10 protein-coding genes are annotated in these 16931 nt (G+C 40.6%); 3 read left to right on the forward strand and 7 right to left on the reverse strand.

Going from position 1 to position 16931, the window contains the following annotated elements:
* The first annotated feature begins 331 nt into the window (after positions 1–331).
* A complete protein-coding gene (locus tag AN394_RS19855) occupies positions 332–1021 on the forward strand; it encodes an alpha/beta fold hydrolase (protein ID WP_055022363.1) in 690 nt (229 codons plus the stop codon).
* 432 nt (positions 1022–1453) lie between these two features.
* Here the strand turns inward: AN394_RS19855 and AN394_RS19860 are convergent, their stop codons facing one another.
* Entirely contained in the window at positions 1454–3211 is a 1758-nt protein-coding gene (locus AN394_RS19860; RefSeq protein ID WP_055022364.1) for a HEAT repeat domain-containing protein, read from the reverse strand.
* Positions 3212–3229: 18 nt separating this feature from the next.
* Positions 3230–5098, reverse strand: coding sequence for a hypothetical protein (locus AN394_RS19865; protein WP_055022365.1), 1869 nt, complete (start codon positions 5096–5098; stop codon positions 3230–3232).
* A 537-nt stretch (positions 5099–5635) separates the two neighbouring features.
* Here AN394_RS19865 and AN394_RS22495 point away from each other — a divergent pair.
* Positions 5636–5773 carry a hypothetical protein gene (locus tag AN394_RS22495; RefSeq protein WP_327077785.1) on the forward strand — a complete coding sequence of 46 codons (138 nt, stop codon included), beginning with the start codon at positions 5636–5638 and terminating at the stop codon, positions 5771–5773.
* A 180-nt stretch (positions 5774–5953) separates the two neighbouring features.
* Here AN394_RS22495 and AN394_RS19870 read toward each other — a convergent pair whose 3' ends face one another.
* The 5 genes from AN394_RS19870 to AN394_RS19890 form a co-directional block, all read right to left on the reverse strand.
* On the reverse strand, positions 5954–9466 hold the full coding sequence (locus AN394_RS19870; protein ID WP_055022366.1) for a S8 family serine peptidase: 3513 nt from the start codon (positions 9464–9466) through the stop codon (positions 5954–5956).
* Positions 9467–10203: 737 nt separating this feature from the next.
* Positions 10204–13095, reverse strand: coding sequence for an aminomethyl-transferring glycine dehydrogenase (gene gcvP, locus AN394_RS19875; RefSeq protein ID WP_055022367.1), 2892 nt, complete (start codon positions 13093–13095; stop codon positions 10204–10206).
* Between the two features lie 164 nt (positions 13096–13259).
* Positions 13260–13649 carry a glycine cleavage system protein GcvH gene (gcvH, locus tag AN394_RS19880; RefSeq protein WP_054551324.1) on the reverse strand — a complete coding sequence of 130 codons (390 nt, stop codon included), beginning with the start codon at positions 13647–13649 and terminating at the stop codon, positions 13260–13262.
* Between the two features lie 214 nt (positions 13650–13863).
* A complete protein-coding gene (gene gcvT / locus AN394_RS19885; RefSeq protein WP_054560755.1) occupies positions 13864–14946 on the reverse strand; it encodes a glycine cleavage system aminomethyltransferase GcvT in 1083 nt (360 codons plus the stop codon).
* Between the two features lie 180 nt (positions 14947–15126).
* Positions 15127–15726 carry a hypothetical protein gene (locus AN394_RS19890; RefSeq protein ID WP_054560756.1) on the reverse strand — a complete coding sequence of 200 codons (600 nt, stop codon included), beginning with the start codon at positions 15724–15726 and terminating at the stop codon, positions 15127–15129.
* A gap of 124 nt (positions 15727–15850) precedes the next feature.
* On the opposite strand from AN394_RS19890, the gene AN394_RS19895 reads away from it, so the two are divergent.
* On the forward strand, positions 15851–16696 hold the full coding sequence (locus tag AN394_RS19895; RefSeq protein ID WP_054551321.1) for a LysR family transcriptional regulator: 846 nt from the start codon (positions 15851–15853) through the stop codon (positions 16694–16696).
* Positions 16697–16931: the final 235 nt, after the last annotated feature.

Consider the following 16931-nt stretch of genomic DNA (forward strand, 5'->3'; position numbering starts at 1 on the left):
GCGAGATGCGAGATGCGAGATGCGAGATGCGAGATGCGAGATGCGAGATGCGAGATGCGAGATGCGAGATGCGAGATGCGAGATGCGAGGTGCGAGTAAACTTTCCCCTTTACTCTTTCTAACTCGCTAACTTTTCAATCTGATAGCTGACGGCTGAAAGCTGATAGGTCTTTTGTTCATCGCGCGAAATAAATTTCACGCCTACAGTGCTAGAAAAATAAAACGATATACATTGCACAATGCGAAATAGTATCGCTGCACGAAAGTACTATATCCAGCCCTGTTCAAATTTCATACGTTGTAAATTAAATGTTAAACAGGAGAGCGCACAATGAAACGCCTATTGACGATAATTGCGCTATGCGCAGGTATGAGCACAACTGCTTTTGCAGCATGTAGAGATAACGTTGTACTAGTACATGGTAATACCGCCTCCCCTTCGAGTTGGAATAACACAATCAACGAATTAAAACGAAAAGGGTATGTCGACAGTGAGATTTTCACCCCAGATTGGGGCTATAAATCTTGCGCGAGTTGCAACGATCATAACGGCAGTGAAGAAACGCCCGTACGTAACGCCATTCTTACTGCAATCAACCAATCTTGCACAGGTAAGATTGATATAATCGGCCATTCAATGGGGGTTACACTCGCAGCCCAGCAAATTTATAAGCTAGGCATGGCATCTGATGTTGATACCTTTGTTGGTGTTGCAGGTGCCGCGCGCGGCCTGCTTAGTTGTGGTGTTTACCCATACAATGTGTGGAATAACACATGTGGTTACTATGGCTTATCGGTTGGCAGCCCATTATTAAATAGTATTTATGGAGAAGCATTAGGCGACAAAGTGTATTCAATAAAAAGCTACTCTGATCAAATCGTCTGCTCAACTGGCACTTGCTATGTGTACGGCATTCACAGCAGCCGATTATGGAATGAAAATGCCACCTACACCTACGTACTCGGCCACTTTGGTTTGCAAACTGACACGTATGAAAAACAAGTGAGTTTGATTCAGTAGCTGCAAGTTAGCGAGATTTTAGCAGCGATTTTATATCGCGTAGGAATGGTTATAGGTGCTAGGTGCTAGGTGCTAACAGCGTAGTGTTAGTTGCGCCTCCCCTATGACTTTTTTCGGCGTTAAAACGCCTCCTACAACTCGCATCTCGCAAACTTTCCCCTTTACTCTTTCTAACTCGCTAACTTTTCAATCTGATAGATCTTATGCTCATCGCGCGAAATAAATTTCACGCCTACGGATGAGCATTTCAATTTAACTATGCGCAGGCACAATCCAATCTAACTTCTGACGACTGGTATCTCTTTTTTCGGCGTTAAAACGCCTCCTACACCTCGTATCTCGTTCCTCGAAACTCGTACCTTTCCCCTTGTAACTCGTAACTCGTAACTCGTAACTCGTAACTCGTATCTCGTATCTCGCTAACTTATGCTTTTACGAACCATATAGCGCTTTCATCAATTGGCGCAGGTTCTTTTGATTAGTTTCCGTCTTAACCAGTGCTTTTAAACGGCTTTTCACCTCTGGTTTTGACTTCGCTTGTTGACTTAACGCCGATATAGCGGCGCCGCGAATATCTCTTGGGTTACTAGCGTCAGCAAAGGCGTAAATACTATCTACTTGTTCTGCATCTAACTCATTATTACCCATTGCCTTTAAAATCGCCCCTTGCGTTTTACTATTAGTTTCTTGATTTAGTTGATTACTCAAGTAATTCAAACTGGTTTTACTTGGCATTTTTGCCAGTGCCTCTGCCGCATTTAGGCGTAACCTTGGACTGTCGCCAGCTAAATAATCACCAATAAGCTGTTGATGATCATAGTCTCCACTATTACCCAGTGCGGTGATTAGGGCTGATGCTTTTTGCTCCGTTGCACTTGAATTTAATGAATCAGCTAACTTTTGGGTTAACTGAGTTGAAAACTCACTGCCCTGCTGATTTTTTGCAATCGCCCCCATTACCATTAAAGCACTATGAGCCAGCTTTGAATTTTCTTCATCAAGACCATATGACATGGAATACTCAAAAATCGCTTCTACCTGTATGTCCGTTAACGGCTTTTCACTGTATTTTAGCGCCATTAAACTTCTAAAGCGCTGATTTGGTGAAAATAAACCAGGCTCAACAAATACCTCTGTCAGTAATTGTTTTGAATTAACTGAGTCATGCTTACCTAGGTACATAAACAATTTACTTTCCAAAGGATCTGCAATTGCTTTTGTTGAAATAAGCTCTTTTAAGCTCAGCAAATACTGATCATTGTCATAAAGAAATTGCAAAAGCGTTTTTCGGTCTCCCTCTAGCCAATCCATACTTTTTAAAGCAGTGATAAACGCTTCAGTATTTTTTGATGGTTGAGGCGGCGCTTTAGGGTAAACCCAATCTGTGCTTAAATTTTCCCATTGATTAGGGTCTTCGGGTAATTGTAGTAACCTTGCATCATCAGGTATCGATTGATTTGAGCGATTTAAACTTAGTGTTTGCAGTACCTCAATATTCATACTTCCATCACTACTACTGACTTGAATATGACTATTTCCAAGGGTTTTTGTTAACCAGCACTTATCGTTTTCAAAAGTAAACTCATCACTAATAATGTTCGCCGCTTCCAACTGCATTAGCTTTTTCGCAGCGTTAGTACTTTGCCTAGTGTCGGTTGGTTCTAAATAACTGAGTTTATTTCGCTTTAGTTTGTTATCAGCTAACACTGTGTAGAGTGATTTGTACTGACCAATATCATCTCGCTCTTTAACCCAATATTTATCCCCTTGTAAGTTTTCAGGGGGTTTTGCACGGTGAAAAGCACGGTATAAAGCAATCAGCTTTTGTTGATCGCCCACTTTTAATTTAGCGTTAAACCGATAATCTAAAACTTCACCTGAGTTATTGCTAATTTTCACAGCAAAAGGCACAGAATACTCATTGCTGGTACTCACTGTTTTATTCAACTTTGCTTGAGCTTGGTACAGCTCAAAACCCAACCAGTGAAATTTCTCTTCAACTAACAAAGGTCGGTAAATTAACCGCCCTTGTAAGTCAAACTGGCTTTTTGAGGGGCTATTCATCGAAACAATATTCGTATCAGCTTTTGATTGAAGTTCACCCCAAACAGTACAATGAGGCACTGCATAAGCGGCCGAAGCATAGCCTAATAAAGTGCCAAATAATAAACTCAGTTTAATTAAATGCATTATACCTATGCCTTCATACTAATAATTTAAGGTTGCTGATTCGTCTAAAATTGTCCAGCTTTTATCGTACAAAGTGCTGGTATCGTAGATAGTTTGAGTTTTGGTTTTTGTCTTAATCTTGCAACACCACTTGTATTTAGGGTATTTCACATAAACATAAAATTCACCGGAAATAGCCTCAATATCATTTGTTACATCAATTCCTAAGGTTATTTTAGAATCAGTGATAGCTTTAGCTAAATCCGCATAAAGTGTGGCATTAAATGTATCTGCGATAATTAAGAAGTCGATACCAACACCGCCACTTGCAACGCCCAAATTTATTTCTGCGGTAGCATAAGCATCCATGCTGGCAGTAACAATATCTCCCCCTAAGTCAATTCGGCTATTGCTGTAAGCTAAACCAACACCTAAATCCAAGCTACCAGTGACACCTGCCTCCACTGTCACCGGAACAATCACAATGGTGAACGTCGTTTCAACCACTTTTTGCTCTTCGCTCCAGCTATATCCTAAAGACTTGTCTAAGGCCGTTAACGTGTCGCCCTCGTCAATTAAAGTGTCACCCAGCACACTAAAGTTTGCTGCATAAGAAATCTCACCATCACTTACATTTGCACTCGCTTCAGCGCTGGCACTAACCAAACTCGCTGATTTATCAAATAGGTAAAGATCTAAATCTGCTTCAACTAGCCCCTCGGCTGAGCCACCATTACTAGAAGAAACATTCATATAGCTATAAAAAGAAGGGCTGATTGCCACAGCATCGCTGTCACCATAAGTAGCACTCCAACTGCCAACTTTGGCTAACGTTGTTGCTGTAGCAGCAGTAGTCTGCATCGCTGATACCGAAGCTATTGTTGTTTTATTACTATTTAGCTCTACCGATTCTGCAGTACTCACTTCATCATGATAAAGCGCATAAGGTACTTCAACGGTAATACTATTATTTTCGCTATGAGCTTCAATTTCATCAGAGTTGTCGTGGAAGGTAAATGTCATGCTAAAACTGTTTTCACCACCATCGTGATCAAAATCATCGTGTATCGCTTTTAGCAATACGCCATTTACTGCAACATCCCAAGGAAAGTAATGAGATTGCTCATGATCAGGAAACTTAATACGCATAGTCTCCATATAAGCTTGCGCTTGCTCATTCCATAAGTGAGCATGATAAGTCGTTTCGCCGATCGTTATTGTTGCACTGATGTCAGCCTCGTTGACTGAATTACCAAATTTGGTGGCATTAATAAAGCCAATTAAATCAGGTACTTTTTGCGTTGGTTCACCAGTACCTGTGGTATCTCTTTTACCCGGGCCAGGAAAAATAGCAAAGCCGTCGCCCACTTTAAGTTTATCTAAAACAAAATCATGGTAATGACCATCGCTAATGGTGACTGAGCTATAGGTGCTTTCGTCACCAGACTCAATGCCACGGGATTTATTATCTGTAACATCAACTTCGTTTGAGATCACACCGCTTGTGTCAACAAAAGCGGCAATAATAAATTCACCCGATACGAGATCTTCATTTGGCAAAATTAATGTTGCCGTATGATTTTGCTCGCCTTCTTGTAACTGCTCGATATAAAACTCACCCAAATCGTAGCCATCAGGCTCATCTTCAGTTTCGAGTTCAGCGACTTTACTTTTTTCAATTAAAATAAATGAAACACCAACATGTTCATTCGTTAATAAGGTTGTTTCGGTACTGAAATCAACAGTGATCTGTTGCCCTGGTTGATAAACGTCATCAGAGACTCGGGTCATAGATTTCAAAGCGACATTAGCAACAGCTTCTTGTTCGGTAGAGTCATCATCAGAACACCCAACTATTGAAAGTAGGGATAAAGCCAACACAGCACTAATCCTTTTAGACTGATTCATATCACGATTCCTAATTATTGATTTTAATTTCGACAAACTATTAATTAATAAAACTCATACTTCTACTCAAAGTCCGACCGACTTATTTTCGAAACGGTTAAGCTTTAACCCACCCAAATTGGGGTACAAAAGGTTCATATTTCAAAGGGTAAATCACAATAATGGATGAATTATGGAGGGATAAAAATTTTTAATAGGTGCGAGGGACGAGATGCAAAGTGCGAGATGTAGGAGGCGTTTTAACGCCGAACATGTAGCAGCGATTTTATATCGCGTAGGAATGGTGCTAGGTGCTAGGTGCTAGGTGCTAGGTGCTAGGTGCTAACAGCATAGTGTTGGTTCTGGATTGATAAAGGGGTTAGGCAAAAAGAAAGACCTGACCCTTTGGTTTGACCCCTTGGTTCTTACATTTGACTATATGGAAACACAGGAAGAAATAAATTACTTTCTAAGAGATTGTCTAGCAAACTCTGGGAAGTCCAGATGATCCTAATACGTTTATTGAAGTAATTGGCTTTCTTGTGAAAAAAACACGGAGTGAGCTATATTGCGAGATTAACAGGCTTGAACCGTGAAAGTATTTATAAAATAAATGGTAAAACAAAACCCCGCTGGGAAACTATTTTTAAGCTAATGAAAGCTTTAAATCTACCACTTACAATGAAATTAATTTGATTAAGGGTGCACTAAACAGAGTGGAGTCAGATTTCTCGGATAGCGCAAGAAAAGTCCAGAGAGAGGGCAGCGGCAGCCCCTCTTTGGCTGCCGTCGCCAGCGACAAAACCTTAAATAAGGTTTTTAATGTGGTAGCTCAAGAAAACAACGTTGCCTGCTTGAGCGATACTTTCTAATGGGTTAATGGGTTAGGCTCTTGGCTCCTTTGGTTTTTATCCTTACCAAATAAAGGGAAAAGAACATTATTAGATAAAAATATTCAATTACTCCTCCTGAACTGCTCTCGCTCATCAATTGTTCAGATGGTTCAACATTATTTTTTATTAAAACTTTAAACTCTAGCTCTGAAGAATTACTTTCACTGTCTGTTGCCACAATTTTCAAGCTATATTCCCCTTCAGCTAAAGAGCCTGCACTCAATGACATAAAGTGATTATCCATAATTGAATAATTCAGGTCTGTTGATATTTGAAAGCTCAATAACTCTTCATCCATATCATAGAAAAAGTCTAATAAATGTATTTCAACTTCCTCAACTTTATTAAGCTGTATAGTACTTGGTTCTTTAATAATTTCAGGGGAATGATTAACATAATGAAGCTCAATACTAACAACATGCTCCACAAGTTCACCACCATAGCTAAGTAACAACTTTAAATTACTCGGCGCCGAATAAAATTCAGATTTCATAATTTTTCCAGTCAAAATATTAGATTGAATGGAAAAAAACTTAGACTCCTCAGGTATAGAGATATTTACATCTTCTCCATTATTATTTGTCAGATATTCATTAAGATTTAATATGATTTTTTCACTAGTATTCAAAGTAACCTTTTCAAGGTTCAACGAAGGTTTATTATTAAGTTCCTCTGTAATCAGAAGATTGAGTGTTTTCGTTAAACTTACTTCTCCATCTGTTACTAATACATCTACTTTTATAGTCTCACCTACCACCCAACTTTTTTGATAATCGACAGTTAATTGGCCTAGGACATTTAATCTAAAATAACTTTCTTGATTCGCCAATCGATAAAGTAAAACGTCATTATCAGCATCACTAAATAACTCTCCAATATTATAAATATTTTGTTCCTGATTAATAAGAATTGTATTTTCATTCTGAACTGGTGCAGTATTAACTCCATCATCATCTTTTAATACATAACTACTGTTAGTTTTATCATCAAATGGCATGCTAATTTTATAATTTGAGCCTATTTCCATGCCGACAGTAGTTATTGCTGATTTCAAATTTTCTGATAAGTTCCTATAGCTATATACAATAGTAGAACCTTGCTCAAAAATTAAAGTTTGAACTTCACCATGCGTATCCTCTAACTGATCATATTGATCATAACGGGAAGTAAAAATAACAACTCTATTGTTATCTTCTCCAGTAACTAATCTTTGAGTGCTTATGGGTAAGGTAGTCAATTCTAGTTTTTGTAGGTCAAATTCTGAAGGGATTAGAGTAACTTCTTCTTCCCAAGGGTTACTGATACCATTGTAAACATATTTATAATCATATTCTTGTGGAGTACTTTCCTCATCAAGAATGTTGTGAGTTCTATTGACGGAAAACTGTGGTTCTGTTTTATTTTTCTCTCCTGAAATATTTGCATGTTCTTTAACTTTACCTTCATATAAAACAGTCGGCTTCATATTATTCTCAGAAGTAAATGAGCTAAAAATAGAAAGAGCATTATTTAGGTCAGCCCATCTATTTTGAATTGTTCTAACACTTGCATTGATCCCTTCTTTAAGACCACCTATTTTTATTTTGAAAGGGAAATCATCAAACGTATAGGCATTGATATCTTCCTTATCTAACCAAAAATCTCCTAACTCTGTATGGATTTTATAAGGGTTTACAGAGTAAACAGCTATCGTTTTATCAGATCCTACTGAAAGTTCATGCATTCCTACATCATCAAAAGTAATACTTGCTATGTTATAGCCATCATTTTCATACTTATCCAAGCCAAGACCATCATCTTTTGCAATATACTCTTTATTTTGAGTGAGATCTTTTATCGTCATGTCCCCAAGAGACACTGAGCAATTTATATTAATACCTTTAATTATTAGCTCTTTTCCTTTTACCCTAGTAATAAATTGCTCTGTTTGAGGGTATAATCTTTTTGTTACCTGCTGATTTTTACAATCTAAAAGCCCTTGATGATTTCCGATAATGCTTAACCTTTTATTATTTAAAGAGCTATGTTCTGCGCTTTGTAGATCAACCCCTGATGAAATGATAAGATTTCGAATAGAAGGCATTGATAAGTTTTTAGCTGACTTTAGTAATGCTGCAGCTCCCGCTACTTGTGCTACCGCCATAAAGTTACCTGATGAAATCCTATAATCATCTTTTTCAACTGTTTGACTTTTTTTAGTTATTTTAATGTTATCAACATACAAGTTGTTGTCATGTAAATCGCTCACATATGTTACTAATTTAAATTTAACATCACTAAAATCTACATCCGAATTCTCTAATGAAAATAGCCTTGAGTATTCATACCATTCAACACTCCTATGATATGTATTACTAACTGGCAACCAAGAACCATCCTTGCCCATTACTTCTAAGTGCATGTATTTTTTAGAGTTATTAAGTAAATCAAATGAAATTACAAACTCCTTTTCCTCTGTTCTACTGAAGTCTAATGAAGGAAGAATTAGTGCAGCTTGATTATCAATAAACCCCCATGAATCATTACCAGTAGTAAAATGTTCTGTCATCACTTCCACTTTATGTAGATTTTCTAAAGGGACATCTTTTGGTTCAAATATAAAGTCAGCGTTAAGTGGCTCATAACGCTTTTTATAAGACGTAGAAAAAATATAATCGGATGCAGCGAAAGTACTAATACTATTACCACCTGACATATTTAAATAACCATTTAAATAAATACCTGATACAAGTATCGTATTAGACATTAGTAAGCTTTGTGGGAGACTAAAAGTAAAATCAGTATCACCATCAATAGGGTAATCAAAGCCATATCTCGCTGGCGCTATAACTAATATATCATTAGCTTCTAGCTTCTTTATAGCGTTATGTGTCAATTGGGTAGCGTACAGTACATTATGATCTAACTGCCCGATTTTCAAACCAGTCGATGTCCAGTCATAAACAACCGAAGCAATATTTAAGTTAAGCTGATTTTTTAAACCTATTATATAGTCAATACACTTTATATAGTCTCTAGTGTAAACATCAGGGGAAACCTTACATCCTATAATTTTGTTATTTGATGATAGGCCATTGATACCGATATTGTTTTTAGTCCCAGCTATAACTCCTGCCATAGCTGTACCAAACCCATATTCATCAATCAAATCACCATTTAAAAGGCTTGGATTAATTCCATGTATGTCATCGATATATCCATTATTGTCATCATCGATGCCATTTGACGGTATCTCGTTTTCATTTACCCACATAGATCCACTTAAGTCTTCGTGGTTTACGTCTATACCAGAAGATAAAATAACTGTTACTACTTCGTTACTTTCATCTATCCCTTCTAAAAGATATTTATCATAGCCAATTCCCCCTACTTCAGTATCATTTAATGCACCACCATATAGATACCATTGATTCAGATAATAATCAGGAGAGCTTGCATAACTATAAAAATTAATAAATAAACTTATTATAAAAAATAAACCAACTTTTATTCCCACTTTCTAATACCGATTACTATAAAAAGAATACATTACCCAATTTCTTTACAAAAATCGAGTAATGTATTTCTTTGAAACATTTTATAAACACTTTAATTTTGCCAAGACTAACTCCCAATCTCACGTTTAACACCTCCCTCCCCCCGTCATCACGCCCTGAAAATAAGAGATTGAAGAGGAATATTGCACATGGATGCGCGATTTAGCGAAACTAGGCCATAGATGACCTATCTTCGCCGTTTACGTTCATATTAATCGTGTTTTGAGGAAGCCGCATGATGCACGGGTGGCGCAGGGAGAGTCCAGAGAGGGGTCAGCGGCATCTCCTCTTGGCTGCCGTCCCGAGCGCGACAAAACCTTGAATAAGATTTTTTATTTATAAAAAAATCGCGGCTAAAGCCTGCCCCTACAAAATAACATTGCGCGTGAAATAAATTTCACGCCTACGGTACCGTGCTTAGCTTTGGCTATGCACAGGCACAATCTAACTTATAGCTTAAAGCTCTTTTTCTCTTTTCCCTTTCCCCTCGAAACTCGCTAGCTTGAGTATTTTTAATCTAGCTTCTGACGACTAATATCTAATAGCTCTTTTTTCGGCGTTAAAACGCCTCCTACAACTCGCATCTCGACCCTCGAAACTCGCAACTTTCCCCTTTCCCCTCGCTAACTTTCTCCAAAACACAAAAAAGCCGTTACATTGCTGCAACGGCTTTTTGGCATTTGAATATAATCAAACCTTAGTCACGGTATGTCTCCACCGCTGGGCATGAACAAACTAGGTTACGGTCGCCGTATACGTCATCGATACGGGTTACTGTAGGCCAGAATTTGTCTTTTGCTACGCTTGGTACTGGGAATGCTGCGTAGAAACGGTCGTATGCGCGATCCCACTCATTGCCTAGTACGTCTGCTTGTGTGTGCGGTGCAAACACTAGCGGGTTGTTTTCAATTGACCATTCGCCAGATGCGATACGGTCGATTTCTGACTTGATTGACACCATTGCTTCGATGAAACGGTCGATCTCAACTTTAGACTCAGACTCAGTTGGCTCAATCATTAGTGTGCCAGCTACTGGGAATGACATAGTTGGTGAATGGAAACCGTAGTCTTGTAGACGTTTAGCTACGTCCATTTCAGTGATGCCTGTTTGCTCTTTAAGTGGGCGTAGATCAACAATACATTCGTGCGCAACGCGGTTGTTACGGCCACGGTATAAAATTGGGAAGTGCTCGCTTAGCTTCTCAGATAAGTAGTTAGCGTTCACGATAGCCATTTCTGTTGCTTGTTTTAAGCCTTCAGAGCCCATCATAGCAATGTATGCCCACGAGATTGGTAAAATAGCTGCTGAGCCGTAAGGGGCTGCAGAAACCGCACCGTTACCGATGTTTGTGCCAGCAACATTAATTACACTGTGGTTAGGCATAAATGGCGCTAGGTGAGATTTAACACCGATAGGGCCAACACCTGGACCACCACCACCGTGTGGAATACAGAATGTTTTGTGTAGGTTAAGGTGCGATACGTCAGAACCGATTGAACCTGGGCTTGTAACACCTACTTGCGCGTTCATGTTTGCGCCGTCCATGTACACTTGACCACCGTGCTGGTGCACGATGTCACAGATTTCACGAATTGTTTCTTCATAAACACCGTGTGTAGATGGGTAAGTGATCATGATACAAGATAGGTTTTCAGATACCTCTTCGGCTTTCGCTTTAAGGTCTGCCATATCAACGTTACCGTTTTTATCACAGTCAACAACCACAATTTTCATGCTTGCCATTTGTGCAGACGCTGGGTTTGTACCGTGCGCTGAACTTGGGATCAAACATACGTTACGGTGACCTTCACCACGTGACTCGTGGTATTTACGGATCGCGATTAAGCCTGCGTATTCACCTTGTGCACCTGAGTTAGGTTGTAGTGAAACTGCATCGTAACCTGTAATGTTTACTAACCAATCATGTAACTCAGTCATCATGATTTGGTAACCCGCAGCCTGATCAAGTGGGCAGAATGGGTGTAAGTTTGCAAACTCAGGCCAAGTGATTGGGATCATCTCAGCTGTCGCATTAAGTTTCATTGTACATGAACCTAATGAGATCATTGAGTGGTTAAGCGCTAAGTCTTTGTTCTCTAAACGCTTGATGTAACGCAACATTTCAGTCTCGCTGTGGTACGAGTTGAAGTTAGGGTGCGTTAAAATTTCGTCATCGCGTACTAGGCTTGCAGGAATTGAGTTGCTGCCATTTACTTCGATTTCGTTTGCAAGTGCGTCAACGCTTAGGCCGTGACCTTCACCTAAGATGATGTCGAATAACTCAGCTACGTCTGCACGAGTTGTTGTTTCTGATACAGAAATTGAGTATTCACCTGCGCGGTTAGACGCAAAGTTAACACCGTGCTCTACTGCACGTGCAACGATTTCGTCTTTGTTATCTGCAACAACAGTCAGTGTATCGAACCATGTGTCGTGCTTAAGGTTTACGCCTTTCGCTTTTAAGCCTGCTGCTAAGATGTCAGCAAAACGGTGGATACGCTCAGCGATAGTTTTAAGGCCCTGTGGACCGTGGTAAACCGCGTAGAACGCTGCCATGTTCGCTAGTAATACTTGCGCTGTACAGATGTTTGAGTTGGCTTTTTCACGACGAATGTGTTGTTCACGTGTTTGCATTGCCATACGTAGTGCGTCGTTACCTAAACGGTCTTTAGAAACACCGATAATACGACCTGGTAGTGAACGCTTGTACTTGTCACGTGTTGCGAAGAATGCAGCGTGTGGACCACCGTAACCCATAGGTACACCAAAACGCTGTGCTGAACCAAGTACTACGTCTGCACCTAGTTTACCTGGTGCTTTAAGCATTAATAAGCTCATGATGTCTGCAGCAACACAGGCAATCGCTTTTTTGTCTTGTACTTGTGCGATTAGGTCAGTTACGTCAGTGATTTCACCGGTTGTTGATGGGTATTGGAATAATGCACCAAAAATCTCATGATTAGCCGCTTCGCTTGCAGGACCAACAACAACTTCAAAACCAAACTGGTCTGCACGTGTAGCAACAACGTCGATAGTTTGCGTGTGTACGTCATCAGCAATGAAGAAGATGTTTGCTTTTTTAGCTTTAGCAACACGCTTTGCAAGGCCCATTGCTTCTGCAGCAGCCGTTGACTCGTCAAGTAATGACGCGCTTGCTAAATCAAGACCAGTTAGGTCTAGGGTCATAGTCTGGAAGTTTAATAATGATTCTAAACGACCTTGTGCAATCTCTGGTTGGTATGGTGTATACGCAGTGTACCAGCCTGGGTTCTCAAGTACGTTACGTAAAATTACGTGTGGTACGTGAGTTGGGTGGTAGCCTTGACCGATGTATGATTTGAACACTTTATTTTTGCTTGCTACTGATTTTAAGTAGCTTAGTGTTTCAACTTCAGTGCGGCTTTCGCCGATTGATAAACCTTGCTCTAAGCGAATGCTTGCAGGTACCGTTTGACCGATCAGCTCTTCAACACTCGATACTCCAAGAGCGCTCAGCATGTCGCTTACTTGCGCTGGGCTTGGCCCAATGTGACGGCGAATAAAATCTTGCTTTTGCTCTAATTGTTCAAGAGATTTGGCGTTTGACATTTGTCCAGATTCCTATGATCCAAAAAAAAGTGGTTACTGCCAATGGGTAACTGGCAATAACTTAAAAACAGGTTGATTCAGTAACTTACAGCGTATGGAAAAGTAAGCTATAAAATCATAAAAGCCCCACTTATGAGGGGCTTTTAGTCGGCGTGACTAATTAATTAGTCTTCGTCGATTGTGTTAGCGTAGCCTTCAGCGTCTAACAGGTTATCAAGCTCTGATGTGTCAGATGCTTTGATACGGAATAACCAACCGTCAGTGTAAGGGTCGTTATTTACTGTTTCAGGCGAATCTTCAAGCTCTTCGTTGATTGCAACGATTTCACCGCCGATTGGTGCGTAGATGTCTGATGCTGCTTTTACAGACTCAGCTACTGCGCAGTCTTCACCCGCGTCAACTTCATCACCAACTTCTGGTAATTCAACGAATACCATGTCGCCAAGAAGTTCTTGTGCGTGCTCAGTGATACCTACAGTAAACGTACCGTCACCTTCGTCGCGAACCCACTCGTGTGAAGTAGCATATTTTAATTCGCTTGGGATATTGCTCATCTTTTTGTTCCTTTGGTTCTGATACCAATCAACTTAAATATTTAACCATTCTAGCGGTCTAAATAAAGCGCTAACAGCGTTATTAATTTCTCAGGTAGAACAACTACATATCAAAATTAATGCCTTGTTATCACTCTATTTATCTGTCGCTATAAGTGGCTAACAACTCAACATGATTGGCATTATTAGGTGATAACACCAAATTTTTTATAGTTTAGATAACTGATTTGCCGTTACGTACAAAGCAAGGTTTTACAACCTTAACGTTAACCAGTTTTTTACGCATCTCTACTTGGGCTGTTTCGCCAGTTGAACGCGGAACGCGTGCTAGCGCAACACTGTGACCAAGGGTTGGTGAGAATGTACCAGAGGTAATCACCCCTTCACCACCTTCAACGATGACTTTTAAACCGCTACGCAATACGCCTTTTTCTTCAAGCACTAAACCAACTAGTTTGTCTGTGCTCTTGTCAGCGCGTTGCTGTTCTAATACTTCACGACCGATAAACTTACGATCCTCTGGCTCCCATGCGATTGTCCACGCCATGTTTGCAGCAAGTGGAGAAACACTTTCGTCCATATCTAGGCCGTAAAGGTTCATACCCGCTTCAAGACGTAACGTGTCACGTGCACCTAGACCTGCTGGCGCTACGCCTGCGTCTAGAAGTTGTTGCCATAAATCAGCAGCTTGATCGTTAGGTACTACGATTTCATAACCATCTTCGCCAGTATAGCCTGTTGTCGCAATAAATAAATCACCTGCTTGCACACCAAAGAAAGGCTTCATACCTTCAACAGCAGCTTGTTGCTCTGCGTTAAGTACTGTTGCTGTTTTAGCACGTGCGTTAGGGCCTTGAACGGCAATCATTGCAAACTCAGGACGCTCAGTAACCGTTACGGCGAAATCAGCCGAAACTTTAGCTAAATGCGCTAAATCTTTTTCACGTGTTGCTGAGTTAACTACTAAACGGTAGTTCGTTTCTGAGAAGAAGTAGATGATTAGATCGTCGATTACGCCGCCTTCTTCGTTAAGCATACCTGTGTAAAGTGCTTTACCTGGTACAGTTAACTTAGCAACGTCGTTTGCAACTAGCTTACGTAAGAACGCTTGCGCTTGCTCGCCTTGAATATCGACAATAGTCATGTGAGATACGTCAAACATACCTGCATCTGTGCGAACCGCATTATGCTCTTCGATTTGTGAGCCGTAGTTGATTGGCATTTCCCAGCCGTGGAAATCAACCATTTTTGCGCCAGCTTCAAGGTGCTTAGCATGTAAAACTGTTTTAGAAGTCATAATATTCCTTCACTTTTAAATTAACCCACAAGTTGTGGGGCGTGGCCTCAATTTAATGAGGGGGAATAACATGGGCGGCGATTATACATTAGTTGCACAGTTGTCACACCCAAATTGCGATTTTGTAACTAAAAAACAGCTAAACACCCAAGTGCGTAGCTGTTTTAAAAATTTTATCTTTTAAGCAACGTTGGCTAAGGCTAAATCAAAGCCGAGCTGCTGCAAGTGCGTTTGCCATTTATCAAGCTCTGCTTGGCGCGCCACCAGCTGAAATTGCTGTGTTGCTTGGTTATCTATGGCGGTAATAAATACCTCACCGCTTTGTGCACCATAGCAGCTGCGCATGTCTGATAAACGCAGCCCCGGCGTTAGCTTAAAGCTGTCGACCAAGGCATCAAACGCTTGCTCACCACTTAGGGTTAGCGCGCTTAAATCGTCACGCATTACATAATCAATGTCGTAACGTAGTTGTTGCTCATTAATAAGCGACTGTAATTGCACGCTGGCATCTTTACCTAGCACAAAACGAAATGCAGTTTCGTTAAAGTAATACAGGGCATAAGCGTAGCTGCTTGTTAGGTCATCGTCTAATGAACTACGTAAGCCTAAACCGCTGGCGGTTAGCTTATTAATATCAAGACCTAAAATAGCCGTTAAAAATGGGATTGCTTCAGTGCCACTAAAATCCATAATGGCAGTATCGCTATTTGCTTGTAGCACGTTGTCTGCTGGGGTCTCAGCTTGGCTGTGGCGAGCAAACATTATTGGCGTAAAAGTCATATGTGACACCTATCAATCGTTAATGCTTGAAGTATATTGCGCCGTGCTGGCAACAACAAATTGTAATTATTTATCAATTGATAAATAATGCTTATATACATAGCCCTATAAATAGAATTTTTTAATGAAAAACATTTCTACCGATAGTTTACGTACTTTAGTCACTGTTGTTGAAGTTGGCGGATTTGCCAAAGCAGGTGAATTATTGGGGCTATCGCAACCGGCTGTGAGCTTACAAATAAAGCGCCTTGAAGATATGCTGGGCCATAAGCTGTTTAAAAAGCAAGGCCAGCGCCAAGTGCTTAATCAATACGGCGAATTGCTTATGCCATTAGCTAAGCAAATGCTGCAACAAAACGATGCCATTTTGCAGCAGTTCACCAGCGAAAACGTGACCGGTAAAGTGCGCTTGGGGATCCCCAGTGAATTTGCCGCACGTATTCTACCTTCGATCATTGGTGACTTCGTGGCCCTCTACCCTGACGTATCGCTTGAAGTGCGCTCTCGTTTGAGTAAACATTTGTTGTCGGTTTCGCGCCAAGACCAATTCGATTTAGTACTGGCATTAAACGAAGAGCTAGAATCTGCCAAGTTCCCTATTTTTATGCAAGACCAACTAGTATGGGTGGGTGATTTAAACCTTGCACAGAACGACGTGGTCACGCTTGTAACCGCCCCCGAGGGATGTATTTATCGCCGCCGCGCAATCGAAGCACTACAAAGTGCGGGTATTAAATACCGCATTGCCTACAGTAATGCCGACTTAACTGGCCTAACTGCGGCATTAAAAGAAGGCTTAGGCATTACAGTGCTTGCAAAAAGCACCGTACCGAATGAGCTTAACTACCAAATACAAACCAAAGATCTCCCCGAGCTTGGTCAAATCGGTATTAGTTTAATTAAACGCACCGACGACCCCGGCACCGCCGTAGACAAACTCGCCGAGTTCATCGCCTTGCGTTTGACGTAGGTGTGAGTTAGTGAGTTAGTGAGTTAGCGAGTTAGCGAGTTAGCGAGTTAGCGAGTTAGCGAGTTAGCGAGTTAGCGAGTTAGCGAGTTAGCGAGTTAGCGAGTTAGCAAGATTGTAGCCGCGATTTTATATCGCGTAGGAATTTAGCTAGGTGCTAGGTGCTAGGTGCTAGGTGCTAGGTGCTAGGTGCTAGGTGCTAGGTGCTAGGTGCTAGGTGCTAGGTGCTAGGTGCTAG

Origin of the sequence: Pseudoalteromonas sp. P1-26, from assembly GCF_001401795.1 — a bacterium.
Taxonomy (GTDB): Bacteria; Pseudomonadota; Gammaproteobacteria; order Enterobacterales; family Alteromonadaceae; genus Pseudoalteromonas.

What these genes read in the sequence shown, in the direction of transcription:
- gcvP (WP_055022367.1), bottom strand. Translation starts at nt 13,095, where the DNA reads ATGTCAAACGCCAAATCTCTTGAACAATTAGAGCAAAAGCAAGATTTT.
- AN394_RS19855 (WP_055022363.1), top strand. Translation starts at nt 332, where the DNA reads ATGAAACGCCTATTGACGATAATTGCGCTATGCGCAGGTATGAGCACA.
- gcvT (WP_054560755.1), bottom strand. Translation starts at nt 14,946, where the DNA reads ATGACTTCTAAAACAGTTTTACATGCTAAGCACCTTGAAGCTGGCGCA.
- gcvH (WP_054551324.1), bottom strand. Translation starts at nt 13,649, where the DNA reads ATGAGCAATATCCCAAGCGAATTAAAATATGCTACTTCACACGAGTGG.
- AN394_RS19895 (WP_054551321.1), top strand. Translation starts at nt 15,851, where the DNA reads ATGAAAAACATTTCTACCGATAGTTTACGTACTTTAGTCACTGTTGTT.
- AN394_RS19890 (WP_054560756.1), bottom strand. Translation starts at nt 15,726, where the DNA reads ATGACTTTTACGCCAATAATGTTTGCTCGCCACAGCCAAGCTGAGACC.
- AN394_RS19865 (WP_055022365.1), bottom strand. Translation starts at nt 5,098, where the DNA reads ATGAATCAGTCTAAAAGGATTAGTGCTGTGTTGGCTTTATCCCTACTT.
- AN394_RS19860 (WP_055022364.1), bottom strand. Translation starts at nt 3,211, where the DNA reads ATGCATTTAATTAAACTGAGTTTATTATTTGGCACTTTATTAGGCTAT.